17 protein-coding genes are annotated in these 16,011 nt (G+C 53.3%); 6 read left to right on the forward strand and 11 right to left on the reverse strand.

What is annotated here, in order from left to right; genetic code table 11:
* On the reverse strand, positions 1–1,584 hold the full coding sequence (locus ABLU87_RS00595) for an MFS transporter (RefSeq protein WP_122117376.1): 1,584 nt from the start codon (positions 1,582–1,584) through the stop codon (positions 1–3).
* A gap of 75 nt (positions 1,585–1,659) precedes the next feature.
* Here ABLU87_RS00595 and ABLU87_RS00600 point away from each other — a divergent pair, with 75 nt between their 5' ends.
* Both ABLU87_RS00600 and uspC read left to right on the forward strand, forming a co-directional pair.
* Positions 1,660–1,818, forward strand: a complete 159-nt coding sequence (locus tag ABLU87_RS00600) for a hypothetical protein (protein ID WP_157835615.1) — start codon at positions 1,660–1,662, stop codon at positions 1,816–1,818.
* Between the two features lie 129 nt (positions 1,819–1,947).
* Positions 1,948–2,376, forward strand: a complete 429-nt coding sequence (uspC, locus tag ABLU87_RS00605) for a universal stress protein UspC (protein ID WP_004852164.1) — start codon at positions 1,948–1,950, stop codon at positions 2,374–2,376.
* Positions 2,377–2,402: 26 nt separating this feature from the next.
* Here the strand turns inward: uspC and otsA are convergent, their stop codons facing one another.
* The 6 genes from otsA to ABLU87_RS00635 form a co-directional block, all read right to left on the reverse strand.
* Positions 2,403–3,827: an alpha,alpha-trehalose-phosphate synthase gene (gene otsA, locus ABLU87_RS00610; protein WP_196941978.1), complete on the reverse strand. Its 1,425-nt coding sequence runs from the start codon at positions 3,825–3,827 to the stop codon at positions 2,403–2,405.
* On the reverse strand, positions 3,802–4,605 hold the full coding sequence (gene otsB, locus ABLU87_RS00615) for a trehalose-phosphatase (protein WP_196941979.1): 804 nt from the start codon (positions 4,603–4,605) through the stop codon (positions 3,802–3,804). Before otsB ends, otsA begins: the two co-directional genes overlap by 26 nt.
* Before the next feature lie 158 nt (positions 4,606–4,763).
* A complete protein-coding gene (gene araH / locus ABLU87_RS00620; RefSeq protein ID WP_049082497.1) occupies positions 4,764–5,744 on the reverse strand; it encodes an L-arabinose ABC transporter permease AraH in 981 nt (326 codons plus the stop codon).
* Positions 5,745–5,758: 14 nt separating this feature from the next.
* Positions 5,759–7,273, reverse strand: a complete 1,515-nt coding sequence (gene araG, locus ABLU87_RS00625; RefSeq protein ID WP_122117789.1) for an L-arabinose ABC transporter ATP-binding protein AraG — start codon at positions 7,271–7,273, stop codon at positions 5,759–5,761.
* A gap of 62 nt (positions 7,274–7,335) precedes the next feature.
* Positions 7,336–8,316 carry an arabinose ABC transporter substrate-binding protein gene (locus tag ABLU87_RS00630; protein WP_048260984.1) on the reverse strand — a complete coding sequence of 327 codons (981 nt, stop codon included), beginning with the start codon at positions 8,314–8,316 and terminating at the stop codon, positions 7,336–7,338.
* Positions 8,317–8,604: 288 nt separating this feature from the next.
* On the reverse strand, positions 8,605–9,162 hold the full coding sequence (locus ABLU87_RS00635) for a DJ-1/PfpI family protein (protein ID WP_032693589.1): 558 nt from the start codon (positions 9,160–9,162) through the stop codon (positions 8,605–8,607).
* A 499-nt stretch (positions 9,163–9,661) separates the two neighbouring features.
* On the opposite strand from ABLU87_RS00635, the gene ABLU87_RS00640 reads away from it, so the two are divergent.
* Together ABLU87_RS00640 and ABLU87_RS00645 are read left to right on the forward strand one after the other, a co-directional pair.
* Complete coding sequence (locus ABLU87_RS00640; protein WP_048260981.1) at positions 9,662–10,165, forward strand: non-heme ferritin-like protein; 504 nt, start codon at positions 9,662–9,664, stop codon at positions 10,163–10,165.
* A 324-nt stretch (positions 10,166–10,489) separates the two neighbouring features.
* Complete coding sequence (locus ABLU87_RS00645) at positions 10,490–12,001, forward strand: MFS transporter (RefSeq protein WP_025106110.1); 1,512 nt, start codon at positions 10,490–10,492, stop codon at positions 11,999–12,001.
* Positions 12,002–12,047: 46 nt separating this feature from the next.
* On the opposite strand, the gene ABLU87_RS00650 is transcribed toward ABLU87_RS00645, so the two are convergent.
* Both ABLU87_RS00650 and azuC read right to left on the reverse strand, forming a co-directional pair.
* Positions 12,048–12,299 carry a DUF2766 family protein gene (locus tag ABLU87_RS00650; RefSeq protein WP_004103438.1) on the reverse strand — a complete coding sequence of 84 codons (252 nt, stop codon included), beginning with the start codon at positions 12,297–12,299 and terminating at the stop codon, positions 12,048–12,050.
* Positions 12,300–12,378: 79 nt separating this feature from the next.
* Complete coding sequence (azuC, locus tag ABLU87_RS00655; protein WP_014229869.1) at positions 12,379–12,462, reverse strand: stress response protein AzuC; 84 nt, start codon at positions 12,460–12,462, stop codon at positions 12,379–12,381.
* Positions 12,463–12,669: 207 nt separating this feature from the next.
* Between azuC and ABLU87_RS00660 the strand changes: the two genes are divergently transcribed.
* The gene (locus ABLU87_RS00660) at positions 12,670–14,091 is read left to right on the forward strand and encodes an MFS transporter (protein ID WP_122117790.1); all 1,422 of its coding nucleotides are present in this window, start codon (positions 12,670–12,672) and stop codon (positions 14,089–14,091) included.
* Between the two features lie 52 nt (positions 14,092–14,143).
* On the opposite strand, the gene ABLU87_RS00665 is transcribed toward ABLU87_RS00660, so the two are convergent.
* On the reverse strand, positions 14,144–14,782 hold the full coding sequence (locus tag ABLU87_RS00665) for an RpiB/LacA/LacB family sugar-phosphate isomerase (RefSeq protein WP_014229871.1): 639 nt from the start codon (positions 14,780–14,782) through the stop codon (positions 14,144–14,146).
* Positions 14,783–15,206: 424 nt separating this feature from the next.
* On the opposite strand from ABLU87_RS00665, the gene ftnA reads away from it, so the two are divergent.
* The gene (gene ftnA, locus ABLU87_RS00670; RefSeq protein ID WP_004852185.1) at positions 15,207–15,704 is read left to right on the forward strand and encodes a non-heme ferritin; all 498 of its coding nucleotides are present in this window, start codon (positions 15,207–15,209) and stop codon (positions 15,702–15,704) included.
* A 42-nt stretch (positions 15,705–15,746) separates the two neighbouring features.
* On the opposite strand, the gene ABLU87_RS00675 is transcribed toward ftnA, so the two are convergent.
* Entirely contained in the window at positions 15,747–15,986 is a 240-nt protein-coding gene (locus ABLU87_RS00675) for a YecH family metal-binding protein (RefSeq protein ID WP_004852186.1), read from the reverse strand.
* Positions 15,987–16,011: the final 25 nt, after the last annotated feature.

The raw sequence follows: 16,011 nt of genomic DNA on the forward strand, positions 1-16,011 counted from the left end.
TTAACCTCTGTTATATGTCGAATTCATGGCTGAACGCGGCTTCAGCGCTGGCGCGGCGGGTTTATTCCGATTCAGATAACCAATATTGTTGTTTCCCCACAGGGCGTCGTACGGCATCCCGGCCAGCATCTCCACCACCTCACGATCCCCGGCGCTGGCCAGTTCTGGCTGAGCGCGACCGGATTCACGCATTTTCAGCGTTTCCGCGCGCAGGACGCTGTGGGTTTGCAGATTGAGCTTAAAGCGCAGGGAAACGAGGAAACCGCAGGCCAGCACCAGTAAGGTGCCCACGCTGAGGATCAGCAGAATGGTATGGCTCACTTCATAGGGCTGCGTTTTCTGTCCGGAGACAAAGCCCGACATCTGCATGATGATCCCCACCAGCATCACCGCTCCGGCCTGGGAAGCTTTACGCGTCAGGGTCATGATCCCGGCAAAGATGCCTTCGCGGCGCTGGCCGGTGATCACTTCGTCCACGTCGGCAATATAGGTGTAGGTGTTCCACGGAACGTAGTTGATGCCGCCGCGGCCCAGGCCCGCCACTGCGGATATCAGCAGCAGCAGCGAATAGACATCGCTGAGGCCAGCGTAGTACAGCACCGCGTAAGAGAGCGAACTCAGGCCGAACAGCACCACCACCATGCGATACGATGGCGCCGGCCCGAAGCGAATACACAGCGGGATCATGGCGATAACCGCAATAAACTGGAAGATCGCCATGGTTCCGAGCAGGTTAGAAGCCATTGAGGCTTCCTGCATCAGGACAAACACCACATAGTAGGTAAAGACCGCATTGAAGACATCCTGGGCGATATAGCCGCCCAGATACATCCCCAGATGCTGACGGAAAATTTTAATGCGCAGGGTCGAACTTAACTCAATGAACAGGCGGTTAAGACTCTGCGACAGGCTCAGGTTCTGTTTCTCCTCTTCGGCGCGCAGCGCGGCCTCCGTCCACTCTTCACGCGGGCGTTCCCAGGTAAAGAACCAGACGAATGTCAGCATCATGGCGCACAGCACCGAGAACACCAGGCTGGCATAAAAGAAAGAAACGGCGTTGTCCTTACCAAAGATATTCAGCAGAACGCCCGGCAGGAAGGAAGCCAGAATCGCCGACATCTGCGCCATAGAAATACGCGCGCCGGAAAATTTGGTTTTCTGTTTAAAATCATCGGTCATTTCCGGTACCAGCGTTTCATACGGCACCAGAATCATGGTGTAAACAATATCAAAAAGAAGATAGGTCAGCAGGTAGTACCAGAACCCCATATCCCCTACCCACATGATGGAGTAGCTAAACACGCAGGGGATGCCGAGCAGGATGAAGAACTTACGCCTGCCAAAACGTTTCCCCAGCCAGGTTGAGCCAAAGTTATCCGTCAGAAAGCCCATCAGCGGACTGATTACCGCATCCAGAACCCTGGCGGTGGCAAAAATAAGCGTCGCCTCGATAGGGGAAAGACCGCAAAAGGTGGTGTAGAAGTAGAGCAGCCATGCTGCTGTGAGTGCGGTCGTTCCCGCACCAAGGAAATCGCCCGATCCATAGGCAAGGTAGTTAACCAAACCGATTTTACGTGTTTTCATCGCCGTAAATCCTGTGTCTTTTTTTAGAGAACTCCGAACCGCGTTTTGGCCCATTCAGCCAAAAGGGGTTGATACATGGCTACATTAAGAACATGGGAACGGCGTTACCTTTTCATTTTTGCCAGCCAAAAGCGTTCAATGGCAAAAACACAAAGAGTCGATGAACGCGCCTCACTGATTTATAAAACAGCGTTTCTTTTAATACAAAAGATCGGACCAAAAGTTGCGAAGTGACCACCAAAATGGCGCGCGGCGGAGTGAAATCTGGGCGCGTTATTTCGCTGCGGATAAACCTTGCGAAAGCTAAGGAATGGGAGTAAAGACAATAGAAAAGGGTTGTTTCGCGTATCTCAAGGAGGCTTGATGCCCTACTCACATCTGCTGGTCGCCGTGGCGCCAACCCCGGAAAGCCGGGTCCTCATTCAGAAAGCCGTCTCCATCGCCCGTCCGGTCAATGCGAAGGTCAGCCTGATTACCCTGGCAACGGACCCGGAGCTGTATAACCAGTTTGCGGCGCCAATGATGGAAAATTTACGCGAAGTGATGCAGGAGGAGACGCGCGGCTTTCTGGCCGAGCTCGCCCGCCACGCCGACTACCCGATAGAGAAAATGACTATCGCCAGCGGCGGGATTGCCCACCATGTGAAGGATTTTTGCCAGCGGCATCGCGTTGACCTGGTGATTTGCGGCAACCACAACCAGAGCCTGTTCTCTCGCGCTACCTGTTCGGCGAAAGATATCGTGGGCAGCAGCGGCGTTGACGTGCTGCTGGTGTGTCTGGAAAAAGGTTAGCGCCGAAAGCGCTAACCGCGATCATCTCAGGCGAGCTTGGGGAAGGTCGCGACCTTGCGCGCTAAGTGGCTCTCCTCACTTCCTGGCTCAATCTCCTTTAGATCGGCAATAAACCGCTCCTGCCAGCGATGAATATCGTTATCTTTAATCACCGCCAGCATGGCCGAATGGCGGGCAATACGCTCGGCCAGCGGCATGGTTAACGCCTGGTCCAGCGCAGCCGCGACCTCGTCGCGATCGTAAGGATTGACGATTAAGGCCGTCGGCAGCTCGTTCGCCGCGCCGGCAAACTGCGACAGCACCAGCACGCCCGGATTTTGCGGGTCCTGCGCGGCCACATACTCTTTCGCCACCAGATTCATCCCATCGCGCAGCGGCGTAACCAGACCGACGTCCGAGTAGCGGAAGATTTTCATCAGCAGCTTGCGTTCAAAGTGCTGATTCAGGTAATAAAGCGGCGTCCAGCCCAGCTGGCCATATCGGCCATTAATGCGGCCGGCCGCGGTTTCAAGCTGATGACGAATATCCTGGTAGGCCTGAACATCGCCGCGCGACGTCGGCGCAATCTGGGTATAGCGAATCTTGCCATGATGCTGCGGATAGTTCTCCAGCAGCGCCTCGTAGGCCAGAAAACGCTCCGGCAGCCCCTTGGAATAGTCCAGCCGCTCAACGGAAAAGATATTCTGCACGCTTTTCAGTTCGCTCTTCAGCTGCGCCAGCTTCGGCGGCAGCGGCCCTTTTGCGCTCCGCGCAATCTCTTCCGGATCAATACCGATCGGATAGACTTCGGTGTGGAAAGGTTTCCCCCAGGCCACATGCTTTTTGCCGTCGCGCGTCGTCAGGCGAGTCTGCATCGATACGCAATCGAGAAACGCCAGGCGATCGCTCTCGGTCTGGAAACCCAGTAAATCGTAATCGCACAGCTGTTCAAGCAGCTCCGCGTGCGGCGGGAGCGCGTTAAAGACTTCCGGCGTCGGGAACGGAATATGTAAAAAGAAGCCGATGAGATTATTGACCCCGCGCTGGCGCAGTTCGCTGGCCAGCGGCAGCAGGTGGTAATCGTGGATCCAGACGATATCGTCAGGTTCGATCAGCGGCAGCAGTTTATCCGCCAGCGTTGCGTTGACGCGCTGATAGCCTTCCCAGGCTTCACGCTGAAAATCGACCAGATCGAGACGATAGTGGAATGCGGGCCATAAAACGGCATTGGAAAAGCGGTTGTAATATTCGTCGTGATCCTGCTCGCTAAGGTTAAAGGAAGCCCAGGTGATATTCCCCTGCTTCACTTTTTTTAACGGCTGCTGGTCGTCACCGATTTCCCCACTCCAGCCGAACCACAGTCCTCCGGCTGCTTTTAATGCCCCCATAATCCCCACGGCAAGGCCACCGGCGCTGGCCTTTTTGTCATCCGGCGGGGCAATACGATTAGATACTACGACTAAGCGACTCATAGCCATCTCTCCTGTCGGTTAGCGCATCTGGTTGTTGCCCATGATTCGCGATGTTACTAATCCAAAGATGAACAGCGGTGACATCCGGCAGGCGCCAGTGCGCCTGGGTCTCACCGCCGCCCACTTTGACCGATACGCCACTCAGTTGATTGACGACGCTAAAACCCGCTTCATCGGTTAAGTCATCACCGACAAACACCGGCCTGCGCCCGCTGAATGGAGCTTCCTGCATAAAAGCGGCTATCGCTTCACCTTTATTCACTCCGCGCGGTTTGATCTCCACCACGCACTTACCCGGCTGTAATGCCAGAATGGGATGGCGCTGCACGACGGCCTGCGCCAGCGCCAGCACCGCGTGCTGATGCTCCGGCGCCTGTCGGTAGTGCAGAGCAAAGGCCATCCCCTTACTTTCCAGTTCGCATCCCGGCAAGTCATCCAGCGCCGCGGTCAGTTCCGCAGAGAGCGCCTTCTGGAGAGAATCCGGTAAAGAGACAATATGCGTTTTACCATTGATATCACGGCGTTCAGCCCCGTGGACACCGGCAAGCGGCAGCCGGTAAGGACGGGTAAGCTCATCCAGCTCAACCATTGAGCGCCCTGAAATCAATGCCACCGCGCCGTTGTGCTGCTGCACGAGCTGGCGCAGCGACTGCAAAACATCGGCAGGAATGACCACCTGATCGGGATGGGGTTTGATACCGGCAAGGGTACCGTCGAGGTCAAAGAAAAAAGCGCAGTTTCCGGTTAACGCAGGCGGTACATAAATCTGGTCAGCCACCCTGTTTCCTCCTTATCATGGCCAGCAACATGCTGGGTGTTAAATAATTGTAGCCATGTAAGTATAGACAGTGTGACCAGCCTCGCCATTTTTGATAGTCATTGCCAGCGCAACGAGCGCTGGCAATGGATTAGGATTAAACTGAAAAGTTGGACGAATCAAACGGCTCGTTTCGCTTTCTGTTTGTAGCGGTCGAAGATCACCGCCGCCAGCAAAATCACGCCGCGTACGACATACTGCGAGAATGGCGAGATATTGAGCAGGTTCATCGCATTCTCTACCGTTCCCAGGATCAGGATCCCGGCCACCACGTAGGAGATCTTACCGATCCCGCCTTTCAACGATACGCCCCCCAGCACGCAGGCCGAGATGACAATCAGCTCATAGCCAATCGAGGTCATCGGCTGTCCGCTGGTCATTCGTGAAGCCAGGATAATGCCTGCCGCCGCGGAAACCAGGCCGGAAAGGACGAAAATGATGATCTTGGTCCGCACTACCGGCACGCCCGCCAGACGCGCCGCTTCTTCGTTACCGCCAATCGCCAGGGTATTGCGGCCAAAGGTGGTTTTATTCAACAACAGGCCGAAGACAATCAGGCAGGCAACGGTCAGCCAGATAGGCGCTGGCAGGCCAAACCAGTTGGCGTAGCCGAGGGTAAAGAAACGCTCGTCTTCAATCCCAACTGCTTTACCGTCAGAGATGATATAGGCCAGACCGCGGACGATCTGCATGGTGGCCAGGGTGGTGATCAGGGCGTTAATCTTCAGGCGGGCAATTACAAAACCATTGACCAGGCCGCTCAGCGCGCCGAGCAGCAGACCGGCGCCGATCCCCATCCACATGCTCTCCGTCAGGTTAATCACCACCGCCGTGGTCACACCGGCACAGGCGATAACCGAGGCGACCGACAGATCGAAATCCCCCGATGCCAGGCAAAACAGCATTCCGCAGGCCACCATTCCGGACATAGAAATAGCCAGCCCCAGGCCTTTCATATTAATAAACGAGGCAAAATTAGGCACAAAAATCACGCAGCCAATAAACAGCACCGCGAAAACAACCAGCATGCCGAACTGATCCCAAATGCGGGAGAAGCTAAAAGCCGACCGGGTAGTACCTGAAGTGGTAACTGATGACATCATAGACTCCTTACTCAGGCGACAGCCTGGCTCACTTTTGGCATGGCAAGGCTCAATGCCTGCTGTTCATTCGCATGTTCATGCAGCAGCTCTCCGGCGATCTCACCCTCGCGCATCACAACAATGCGATCGGCGACGCCGAGAACTTCCGGTAAATCGCTGGAGGTAAAGACCACCGCGACGCCCGATGCCGCTAATGCGTAGATAACGTTGTAGATTTCATGTTTAGCGCCCACGTCAATACCGCGCGTTGGCTCGTCAAGCAGGATGACTTTCATCTCTTCCGACAGCCAGCGGCCGAGGATCGCCTTCTGCTGATTGCCGCCGGAGAGGTTCATAATCAGCTGCTCGGCGCCGGGCGTTTTGATATTCAGCGATTTGATATGCTGGTCGGCGTTCTGCGTTTCCCAGGCGTTGTTGATAACGCAGCCGGCGAGAATATGCTTGCGGCGAGCGCTGATATTGATGTTGTCGCGCACCGAGTGGACCGGAATAATCCCCTCCGCTTTGCGGTCTTCCGGGCAGAGCATCATCCCGGCCTGAATCGCCTGAGCCGGCTTGCGAATATCAATGGCCTCCCCGTCGATATAAACCTGGCCGCCGGTTATTCTGCTGCCGCCGAATAAGCCTTTCATGAGCTCGCTGCGCCCGGCGCCAACCAGCCCAAACAGGCCGACGATTTCTCCGCTGCGCACCGAAAGGCTGACGGGCTGCCGCACGCCTGGCGCCTTCACCTGTTCAAGACGCAAACGCTCTTTGCCATATTCACGCGGCTGCCAGCCGTAGATATCGCCCAGCTCGCGCCCCACCATCGCCTGTACCAGCGCGTCGTGGTTAACCTCTTGCATATTGTCGAAGGTGCGCACGTAGCGACCATCTTTGAACACCGTAATCGCGTCGCTTAACGCGAAGATCTCTTCCATGCGGTGGGAAACGTAAATAATGACTCGTCCTTCCTGGCGCAGCTCGCGGATAACCCGAAACAGGTTTTCGATTTCCCGCGCAGACAGGGAGCTGGTCGGCTCATCAAAGGCGATAATTTTTGCGTTACGCGCCAGCGCCTTGGCGATCTCCACCATCTGCCACTGGCCGATAGAGAGATACTTGAGCGGCGTTTCCGGATCGATATCCAGCCCCAGATGCTTCAGCTGCAGGCCGGCTTCATAATTCAGCAGCGACCGGTTCACAATCCCGCCTTTATGCGGCAGCTGCCCGAGGTAGATATTTTCCGCCACGGTCATTTCCGGGATCAGATGCAGCTCCTGATAGATAATGGCCACCCCGGCGTTCAGCGCCTCGGTGGTGTGGGTAAACGTCATCTGCTGGCCGCGGATTTGCAGGCTGCCGGCGGTCGGTATGTAGTTGCCGCTGAGAATTTTCAGCAGCGTGGATTTCCCGGCGCCGTTTTCTCCCATCAGGGCGTGCACCTGTCCGGCATAGCAGCCAAAGCTAATATCGGACAGCGCTTTAACGCCCGGGAATGTCATGGTGATGCCGTGGAATGAGAGATAAGGGGTAGACTGTTGCATAACGACTCCGCTTTTCTGTACAGAGCCTCTCGCGCCAAGGCAAGAGGCCCGGTCAACTGGCCTTACAGCCCTTTTTTCGCCAGCTCTTCTTTAAAGTTGTCGCGGGTAATCAGCACCACGTCGGTTACCGCGGTGAATTTCGGCGGTTCAACGTCTTTTGTCACCCAGTTGTAAAGCATTTCGCTGGTTTTATAGCCGTGAATATCCGGGCTTGGCAGTAAAGAGCCATAGAAACCGGTGGCCTGCGCTTTAGAAAGTTCGTTCACCGCATCGACGCCGTTGATACCGATCCCGATAACGTCAGGCGCTTTAAAGCCCTGGCCTTCGGTGGCGCGCACGCCGCCCAGCACGGTGTTGTCGTTCATGCCGACGATCAGCCAGTGCTTAACATCAGGATGTTGAACCAGCATGGAGTTACCGGCGTCAAACGCGCCGGGGATGTCGTTAGATTTGGTTGGCACGCGATAGATTTGTTGCTCCGGGAAACCGGCGGCTTTCAGAGCGTCCATTGAGCCGGTAGTGCGGCGGCGGGCGGTATCCAGCTCGTCGGAAGTAATGGCCATAACCGCGGTATCCTTCACGTCCCAACCGCGTTTCTGCATCTCTTTATAGAGCTCCTGCCCCTGGCGCGCGCCGATTTCGCTGGCCGCCATCATCACCAGCGGTACGCTGTCCATCGGTTTGCCTTTGGCGTTGACGAACTGGTCATCAACGGTAATCACTTTCATATCATAGCCGCGCGCTTTGGCGACAATGGCCGCCCCGAGCTTCGGATCCGGGGTGCAAATGACGAAGCCTTTGGCTCCGCTAGCCGCCAGGCTATCTATCGCGTTCAGGGTTTTCTCGCCGTCGGGCACAGCAATTTTAATGACATCGAAACCTAAATCTTTACCGGCCTTATCGGCAAATTTCCACTCGGTTTGAAACCATGGCTCTTCAGGCTGTTTCACCAGAAAACCCAGCTTAAGCGTCTCAGCCATAGCTGATTGTGACATAACCGCGGCAAGACCCATTGCCGCCAGCGCTTTAGTAAATTTGTGCATGGTAAACTCCAGCTTTAATTCGCTTTTATGTAGGGAATAATAAGTCTTAAATTTTTAATCGGACAAAAAACAAGGCATTAGAAAAATCTCAACGCTGAGTGCCGTTGTTCAAATAGTATTAACCGGAAATTATTTCTCCATACGAGAGCCCAATCACATCGCGGAATTACAGTAATTGCGTGCATATAAACAGCGAAAAATGACATAAAAAAAGCGCTAATTGTCAGACAATTAGCGCAGGCCGTAGCAATATTCTCTATATCATCAGCAGAGTTATCCCTGTAGAGATTACCAGCGACAATAAATGTGCTCCGCATGATTGCGAACGGGCGCCTCATCCCCCAATAAACGGGCGGCTACGGTAAACGAAAAGTCAAAAACGTGTCCCAGGCCTTTACCGCTAATCAAATTACCGTCCTCCACTACCGCCTGGTCCACGTACTCTCCGTCCGTGACGTGCTGCCATAACTCTCCCGAACAGACGTAGCGTCGTCCCTTGAGCAGCCCGTTGCCGCCGAGCACTCTCGCCGCCGCCGAACAGATCGGACAGATCAGCTTTCCCGCGGTATCGTGGGCCGAAATAAACGCCACGACGTCCCGGCTGGCGGCAAGATTGACGCTTCCCTGCGGGCCGCCGGGCAGAACCACCGCGTCGTACAGTATCCCGGCGCGCTCTGTTAGCGTGCTGTCCGCCACCATGGGGATATCGTGATAGCTCACCACCGCGCGCGAATCGGCGCAGGAGAGCAGTTCGACATCGAGGTGTAAGCGGCGAAGAATATCAATCACCACAATCGCTTCACCTTCCTCAAAACCCGGTGCCAGCAGCACCGCAACTTTTTTCATTTCCGACTCCTTCAGATAGCCTGTTAGCAATAATGTGTTTACAAAAGCAGCATCTTTTTAAATTAACCTCATCATTTTCTCACTCGCAGGCTAACACAAAATAGAATTATTAATCATTATTTTTAAAACGCAATTTCAACAAAATCATTAGAACTGCTATCAATTAATGAGGCGCGGAAATAAAAACATTTAAAATCAGCAAAATAAGCTTATATGCGATCGTTAAACATCAGACTTTATTCTTACAAAAGACCCTCTTTTCAAGATAAATACGGATGTTGTAACGAAATGTAAATATCGCTCATTGAGAGTTTTCTTAATTCAAATATGGCGCTATTCTATATTTGTTGAGATAAGAAATTTAATTCAAACGGCTGTACAGAAATCCTGAATACTATTACTCAGGACTCTCTCTGTGCACCGTAATTTCTAAGGCGACCCTGATGTAGATGCGTCAAGATATGACGCCGCCCCCTCCAAAGTGAATAAGGATATTTGTATGGCCGTACCAGGAATGGTTCAAAAGCTGAATAACCAGATGAATCTTGAGTTCTATACCTCAAATTTGTATCTGCATTTGAGCGAATGGTGTACTCAGCAACGGTTGAACGGTACCGCCACTTTTCTCCGTAACCGAGCGCAAGCCAGTATCACGCAGATGATGCGGGTCTTTGATTTTATGAAAAAATCAGGCGCCTGGCCCGTTGTGAAAGCGGAAGGAACCTACGGCACTGAATGTTCGTCCCTGGAAGATCTCTTTAGCAAAACCGTCGAAGATTATCAGCAGCGCAGCACGATACTTTCCAGCCTGGCGGAAGAGGCGAAGGCGCAAAGCGATGAATCAACCCTGCGTTTTCTGACGCTGCTTGCTGAAGAGCAGGATCAGGATGGCATGCTGCTGGAGACCATTCTTGAAGAAATCCGTCATGCGAAAAATGCCGGAACCAGCGTACAACAAACCGATAGCCACCTGCTGGATCTGGTCAGTCAACAGCGCGTATAACGCCATGCCGGCGGATGCTCGCCGGCGATAAATCACCAGAACTCGCCTGTTCGGGCCAGCGCTCTCTTTAATCACAGGTTCCCTGTCCCCCTTCTTTTTCGGCGCTTCGGCGCCGTTTTTATTCCAGAAAAGCATTAAAAACTTTTAACCAGATCTCATTCCTGCTCCGCCGGAGGAATTAGCAGGGTATTGGTGATCTGGATCACGTTTAAAACTACGGGTTGAGAATATAAAAACACTGTTTCAAAAATTTAAAACACGGAGTTTACTTTAATGGCAAGATATACGGCTTCAGCCCCACAGGGGCTGCAGGGAAGACCGATTTTGTTACGCCATCAGTTAGCCTACGGCGGCGGGAATTTACTGGGAAGCGGCGCACTGGCGATCAGCGGCGCATGGCTACTCTATTTTTATACAACCTTCTGTGGGCTGACGCTGATCGAAGCCTCCTTTATTTTTTCCGTCGCCAGCATTATCGACGCAATTAGTAACCCGCTGATGGGCTATCTCACCGATAACTTTGGCAAAACGCGGCTGGGTAAACGCTTTGGTCGTCGCCGTTTCTTTTTGTTGATTGGCATTCCGCTGATGATGTTCTACCCGCTGCTGTGGGTAGAAGGCCTCGGCTTTTGGTACTACCTGTGCACCTACGTCGTCTTTGAAATCATTTATACCTCGATTATGGTCCCCTATGAAACATTGGCGACCGAAATGACCGACGATTTCTCACTGCGTTCAAAGCTTACCGGTTATAAAGCGATTTTCGGCAAACTGGCCAACTTTCTCGCGGCATTTATCCCCGGGCAGTTCATCCTGCTTTATGGTAAAGAATCCGCCACCCCGTTTTTTCTCACCGGGCTGACCTACGGCGTCATTCTTGTCGTGGCCATCTCCTGCCTGTGGTACTGCAGCTGGGAGCGTCCCCGCGAAGAGGAGATAAGCAAGGGAGAGAAAAAGGGACTGTTCAATACTCTGCTCATGCTGGCGAAAGATATGCGCTCAACGTTTTACCTGCGCGTATTCCGTAAACACCTGGGCATGTATCTCTGCGGCTTCGGCGCCGAGTGGCTTTTTGCCTCGATCTTCACCTACTTTGTTATATTCGTGCTGCAGCACGATCCGGCGATGGTGGCCGGGCTTAACAGTCTGAACTCCATCCTGCAGCTGGTATCAACGGCCCTGTTTATCGGCCTGTGCGTGAAGAAAGGTTTCAGTAAGCCGTATATTCTGGCGCTGGGCGTGGTTATCTTTGCCGTTCTGCTCTACACCTCGCTGTGGTTCTTCCATCTGCCGGCGCATCTGGCCACCGTCCTGATGTTTGGCATTACCGTACTCTTCGGCCTGGGCACCGGCGGCGTCTACTACATTCCCTGGACCGTATACACCTTTTTGGCGGATGTCGATGAAATCTATACCGGCCGTCGCCGCGAGGGGATCTATGCGGGAGCCATGACCTTCTCCGGTAAAATTTTGCGCTCGATTATCGTCTTTTCCATGGGGGCGATCCTCAGCTTCTACGGCTTTCAGTCGAAAGCGCATACGCAGCCAGAGAGCGCGGTCACCGCGATTGCGGTGGTGTTTTGTGCGGGCGTGATTCTGCTGGCGCTGGCAGCCATTGTGTTCAGTAAGCAGATGAAACTCGATCGCAAGGCGCATCTGGTAGTGCTGCAGGAAGTCGCGCGTATTAAAGCAGGCGGTAAGATCGCCGATATCGCACCGGACGTTCGCCTTGTCGTTGAAGATTTAGTTGGCCACCGGTACGAAGAGTGCTGGGGCAACAGCAGGCTGTTTAAAGATACGCAGGAAGGCGCCGTTCAAACCGCCGTCTCCCACTAACAGGTGATAACGCCCCGCTATCACAATGATGGCGGGGCTGACGCCGCTAGTGCGCTTCTTCCTGCGGGGTAAATTTCAGTTCAATCAGCGCGATGGCCTTTTGTACCGCCCGCAGGGTCACCGGGTCAGCCGATGCCGGGTGGCTGGCAAAATCGATGGCTTTCAGCTGGGTGGTCATTTTTTCGCGCACCTCAACGGGGGCGATGATATCAATGACGTCGAGGATCTGTTTGATAACTAACTGGCAGGCAACCACGTCAGAGACCAGCTCGTCGTGCTCGGTAAGATGTTGAGACATTTTTCACTCCTTTTTTCAGGAGCGTAATAGTACCCTAAATCCCGGGATATAAAAAAACCTGCCGCAGCAGGTTTTTTTATCAGAACATAGCGCCAGGCGGTACGTCTTTGAAGGTTTTGCAGTAGTTTTCGAACATGCTCTTCAGGATTTTGCGCAGTTTCATGGTTGACTCCATTTTTGTTATGCAGGTGTTAATGCCCTGATGGTTATAATATGACTTACATCACAAAAATCAATATAAACGTGCGCTAAATCACCTATTTTTTACCAAAATAATTTAATTTTTAAACAAAATGGGCAGAACCGGATAGTGAATAGCCGAACGCTCCGGACCAATCTGCGCTCTCTTTGCTATGGCAGCGACACAATAATGAGTACACACACCTCCTCCAGGGACGACCGTTCTTTTTCAGCACCTGCGCTACTGGTGGCTGGCGCCTTTTTTATGGAGTTTCTCGACGGCACGGTGATAGCCACCGCCCTGCCCGACATGGCGAAAGATTTTGGCGTGACGGCGGTCGACCTCAATATCGGGATTAGCGCTTATCTTATTACCCTTGCGGTTCTGATACCGGCCAGCGGCTGGATCGCCGATCGTTTTGGCGCGCGGAAAATCTTTACTCTCGCGCTGGCGATTTTTACCCTGGCGTCGGTATTTTGCGGGCTGTCGACCAACGTCGATGTGTTCGTCGCGATGCGTATTCTTCAGGGGATAGGCGGCGCGCTGATGGTGCCCGTTGGCCGGCTGGCGGTACTACGTACCACACCGAAGCACCAGTTGATTAAGGCGATTGCCACCCTGACCTGGCCGGCGCTGGTCGCGCCCATTATTGGCCCACCGCTGGGCGGATTTATCACCCGCTACGCCAGCTGGCACTGGATCTTCTTTATTAACGTGCCGCTCGGGCTTATCGCTATCGCCCTGTCGCTGCGTATCATTCCGAATATTCGCGAAGATGAGCAGCGCCCCTTCGACCTTTCCGGCTTTGTTGCCACCTCGGTGGCGATGGTTAGCCTGGTCGCCGCCATGGAGCTGCTCGGCGATCGCCAGCCTCTGGGCTGGCAGACGCTGGCGCTGCTGACGTTGGGCCTGGGCTGTATGCTCTTCGCGCTGCGGCACTTCCGCCGCACCAGGTGGCCGATGGTGCGCCTTGATGCGCTCAAGATCCCCACCTTCCGGGTCACCATGTACGGCGGTTCCCTGTTCCGCGGCTCCATTAGCGCCGTGCCGTTTCTGCTGCCGCTGCTTTTCCAGGTCGGATTTGGTATGGACCCCTTCCACTCGGGGCTGCTGGTGCTGGCCGTGTTCGTCGGCAACTTAACCATCAAGCCCCTCACAACGCCGCTGATCCGCTGGCTGGGCTTTCGCCGCCTGCTGCTGATTAACGGCGCATTAAACGTTTTGTCGCTGCTGGCCTGCGCTTTTTTAACGCCGCAAACGCCGGTTTGGCTGATCTTTGTGATTCTCTATCTTGGCGGGGTCTTCCGTTCTATCCAGTTTACCGGCATCAGCACGCTCGCGTTTGCCGATGTGCCTTCCGCGCAAATGAGCTACGCCAATACCCTGTTCAGCACCGCGTCACAGCTGGCCGTGGGGCTGGGCATCACGCTCGGCGCGATAGGTATTCGTCTTGGGGAAACGTTCAGCGAATGGTTTACGCTTTCTCACCTGCCGGGCATCAGCTTCCGCCTGTCGTTTATTTTTATCGCGGTGATTTGCCTGGTCGGCATGATTGATAGCCTGCATCTGGCCAAAGAGGCGGGTAGCAGCGTATCGAACAAAAAGAAGTAGCCAAAGAAAAGGCCAGCAGCGCTGGCCTTTAGCATCTCATCATGACGGGATATTAACCGACGATCTGGCGCACAAACGCTTCGATCTCTTTATCCTGGCAGTTCTCAAAGAAGCACTGCTGGAAACGAGGGCCAGAAACGGCGGTTTTCACCAGCTCCGGATCGATCGCGCGCAGCGTATCCAGATAGTTTTCCTTAACCACGGCCGCTTTAACCGCGTTCAGGATCCCGGCGTTACGCACCTGAGGCTCTTTACGCTCCGGCGGATAACCTTCGCCGTTGCGGCCGGTAAAAGCTTTTTCAAAGATAAAGCGTACGTTCAGCTCTGCGCCCCAGCCAAAACCCTTCGCAAACGGCAGAGAAAGCGCGTTACCGTTGTTGATCTGCGCAAACAGGAAGGCATCAGCAGGGTCGATACAGTAGCCGCATACCACGCCAGGGTGAATATTCAGCGACATCAGCGCGCCCTGCCCGGTACCGCAGCCGGTCACCACAAAGTCCACCGCTTTCGAATTCAGCAGGATACTGGCCATGATCCCCAGATGAATATAGGTCAGATGATGATCGTTTTCATCGCTCATACCGACGTTGTAAACCGGGAAGCCTTTTTCTTCAGCAACGGCGTTTAACTCATTGAGGATGATGGCGTTTTTGTTCGCCTGGCTGTTTTCCATCATCAGTGCGATTTTCATGCTTTACTCTCCTGAATGCTCTGCGGGCACTCCCGCGATAGTTCGTTAGCGTTGCTATGAACAATACTACCTTACGAACATACTTTCAAATTTTATGAAAAGTTGTTTTATAAATTGCATCTCGCCTCACACTTTTGACTTCCGCCCCCGGATGGTACGGCATCCCCCCCACCCTTACCCGCGTCAGGCTAATCCCGCCGCGGCCACCGGGCGGGTCTATTTTCATCGCTAAATTAGGCGCAACGATTTTTCGCATGGAATATTAAATTAAAACCATTCTCATTATTTTTAAATCGCCAATGCGTGTTATTCCCATTTGCATTATTAATAAATGATTTTATTAATTTACTTTTTGCAAATAAATTAATAACAAATTATAGTGTGCGCACAATAATCCTTAATTCTATTTTCCCGGAGCAGCCTGATGCTAAAAACTGAAATGATCGACAAGCTGAATGCGCAGATGAATCTCGAACTTTATTCCTCTCTGCTTTATCAGCAAATGAGCGCCTGGTGCAGCTACCACAGTTTTGAAGGCGCCGCCGCGTTTCTGCGTCGCCACGCGCAGGAAGAAATGACCCATATGCAGCGCCTGTTCGACTATCTGACCGATACCGGCAGCCTGCCCTGCATCACGGCTATCGCCTCACCTTTCGCCGAATATGCGTCCCTGGATGAGCTATTTCGCGTCACCTACGAACATGAACAGCTGATTACGCAGAAAATTAACGAACTGGCCCATGCGGCAATGACCAGCCAGGATTATCCAACATTTAATTTCCTGCAGTGGTACGTTGCTGAGCAGCACGAAGAAGAGAAACTGTTTAAATCCGTTATTGATAAATTGACCCTTGCCGGTAAAAGCGGTGAAGGCCTGTACTTTATTGATAAAGAGCTGGCAACGCTCGACACACAAAATTAATCATTACGGCAGCGACGCCCGGCGTTCGCTGCCGTATGAGTATTAATGGCGGCAAATTTTACTTTCGTGCGTATTAAATCCTTCCTCAGCGGCAATAAATTTGCCTTTTTTCTGCAAAAACGCCACCAGCTCCGCCGCGCTCAGATTTTCCGCCGAGCAGGTATGGAATCGAACCTCTTTCCCAAAACGGTCGATAATCGCCGCTTCCAGCGTAGCAACAGTGTAAGACTCGCCTGATGAAATCATCATTTGCAGCACTTCGTGACCATGAATCGATGGCATAACCCCTCCCGTAAAGGCCGAAGAA

Source organism: Klebsiella sp. CB_Kp196 (assembly GCF_040061575.1).
Lineage (GTDB): Bacteria > Pseudomonadota > Gammaproteobacteria > Enterobacterales > Enterobacteriaceae > Klebsiella > Klebsiella michiganensis.

Excerpts from the sequence above, each read along its gene's own strand:
- ABLU87_RS00650 (WP_004103438.1), bottom strand. The coding sequence starts at position 12,299 with ATGTCTCAACATCTTACCGAGCACGACGAGCTGGTCTCTGACGTGGTT.
- ABLU87_RS00660 (WP_122117790.1), top strand. The coding sequence starts at position 12,670 with ATGAGTACACACACCTCCTCCAGGGACGACCGTTCTTTTTCAGCACCT.
- ABLU87_RS00640 (WP_048260981.1), top strand. The coding sequence starts at position 9,662 with ATGGCCGTACCAGGAATGGTTCAAAAGCTGAATAACCAGATGAATCTT.
- ABLU87_RS00600 (WP_157835615.1), top strand. The coding sequence starts at position 1,660 with ATGGCTACATTAAGAACATGGGAACGGCGTTACCTTTTCATTTTTGCC.
- ABLU87_RS00665 (WP_014229871.1), bottom strand. The coding sequence starts at position 14,782 with ATGAAAATCGCACTGATGATGGAAAACAGCCAGGCGAACAAAAACGCC.
- araH (WP_049082497.1), bottom strand. The coding sequence starts at position 5,744 with ATGTCATCAGTTACCACTTCAGGTACTACCCGGTCGGCTTTTAGCTTC.
- azuC (WP_014229869.1), bottom strand. The coding sequence starts at position 12,462 with ATGAAACTGCGCAAAATCCTGAAGAGCATGTTCGAAAACTACTGCAAA.
- ABLU87_RS00635 (WP_032693589.1), bottom strand. The coding sequence starts at position 9,162 with ATGAAAAAAGTTGCGGTGCTGCTGGCACCGGGTTTTGAGGAAGGTGAA.
- ABLU87_RS00595 (WP_122117376.1), bottom strand. The coding sequence starts at position 1,584 with ATGAAAACACGTAAAATCGGTTTGGTTAACTACCTTGCCTATGGATCG.
- ABLU87_RS00630 (WP_048260984.1), bottom strand. The coding sequence starts at position 8,316 with ATGCACAAATTTACTAAAGCGCTGGCGGCAATGGGTCTTGCCGCGGTT.
- ABLU87_RS00675 (WP_004852186.1), bottom strand. The coding sequence starts at position 15,986 with ATGCCATCGATTCATGGTCACGAAGTGCTGCAAATGATGATTTCATCA.
- araG (WP_122117789.1), bottom strand. The coding sequence starts at position 7,273 with ATGCAACAGTCTACCCCTTATCTCTCATTCCACGGCATCACCATGACA.
- uspC (WP_004852164.1), top strand. The coding sequence starts at position 1,948 with ATGCCCTACTCACATCTGCTGGTCGCCGTGGCGCCAACCCCGGAAAGC.
- otsA (WP_196941978.1), bottom strand. The coding sequence starts at position 3,827 with ATGAGTCGCTTAGTCGTAGTATCTAATCGTATTGCCCCGCCGGATGAC.
- ftnA (WP_004852185.1), top strand. The coding sequence starts at position 15,207 with ATGCTAAAAACTGAAATGATCGACAAGCTGAATGCGCAGATGAATCTC.